Source organism: Dehalobacter sp. (assembly GCA_023667845.1).
Taxonomy (GTDB): domain Bacteria; phylum Bacillota; class Desulfitobacteriia; order Desulfitobacteriales; family Syntrophobotulaceae; genus Dehalobacter.
The window spans coordinates 1-1112 of record JAMPIU010000084.1; the positions used below are offsets into that span (position 1 = coordinate 1).

General features: G+C 42.4%; 2 protein-coding genes. Both read right to left on the reverse strand.

Going from position 1 to position 1112, the window contains the following annotated elements; genetic code table 11:
• The coding region (locus NC238_06620; protein MCM1565611.1) for a glycosyltransferase at window positions 1-490 on the reverse strand (490 nt) is incomplete at its 3' end.
• 408 nt (window positions 491-898) lie between these two features.
• On the reverse strand, window positions 899-1112 hold a 214-nt coding region (locus tag NC238_06625; protein ID MCM1565612.1), incomplete at its 5' end, for a hypothetical protein.

A 1112-nucleotide genomic window follows, 5' to 3' on the forward strand; every position in this document is an offset into this window, starting at 1 on the left:
TTTCATCTTGCATAAAATACGGTAGAGTCCGCAGCAGAAAGTCAGGCGCGGGGATGAAATCTGCGTCAAAGATGGCAATGTACTCTTCCTTGGTTTGTTGCAAGCCTGCCTGTAAAGCACCGGCTTTGAAGCCTTTTCTGTTTTCACGACGCAGCACCTGAATATTAAGGTGCCTTTGTTTATATTCCTCAACAATTTTATCGATTTCAAGTGAGGTGTCATCAGTTGAATCGTCAAGTATCTTGATGTTCACTTTTTCAATGCCGTAAGATTCAGCCATCACGGCACAGGCTTTCACCAGGCGGTGAACCACATATCTTTCATTGTAAATCGGCAAATGAATTGAAACGGTTGGACGATTGGCTTGAAATTCCGGCAAGGTTGGCTTTTTGTACTTGCGCGTCGACGAAAGTAAATAATAATGATTAAACCCGTAAACAAAGAACATCAAGGTCAGTATCATCGATAGAACAAAGAAAAAAAATTGCATGAACCTCCTGCCTCAACTACATAACTAAGTCGAAGAGATTTTGGTGTCGGGAAGTTATTAAAGTCTACTCCAGTAAGTGGGGTTGAGCAAACAGACCTTCCTTAATTAGTAGGATACTTTTCATAATGTGATTTTACTCAATATCTCGAAATCGAAACATGTATTGGGCATGTCTCAGATGAACCATCTTGCTGGGCACGCTGTGGTAGCTAATCATTGTTCGTGTAGTATGACGTTTTATGAATAAAATCAAGTACCACTACGTAGTCTTATAGGTAGAGGCACCCTTGATCGTTTCTCCTTTATGGAACATCCTGATGGCGTGATTTATGCGGATAGGTCGTATGCTGCATAACTATCGACGAAGGACCTCGCACATTGCAAAAATGCCTAAAATTCTCATTGATTTCAAGGCTGTCCATCCTTTATTGTTACCTTGAAGGGCGCTCCTTCGAAGATCTTGATCGTTTCGGGGTCAATGGGAATGACCACTTCACTTATGTCCTCAACCGCGAAGAATAATGGAAGATCGGTTCCCGTATTGGTCCCAAAACTCCACTGATCGCGGGGACTTCCAGCCAGGGCACCTTTATCATATAGTTCACCCGGATAAAACCATTCT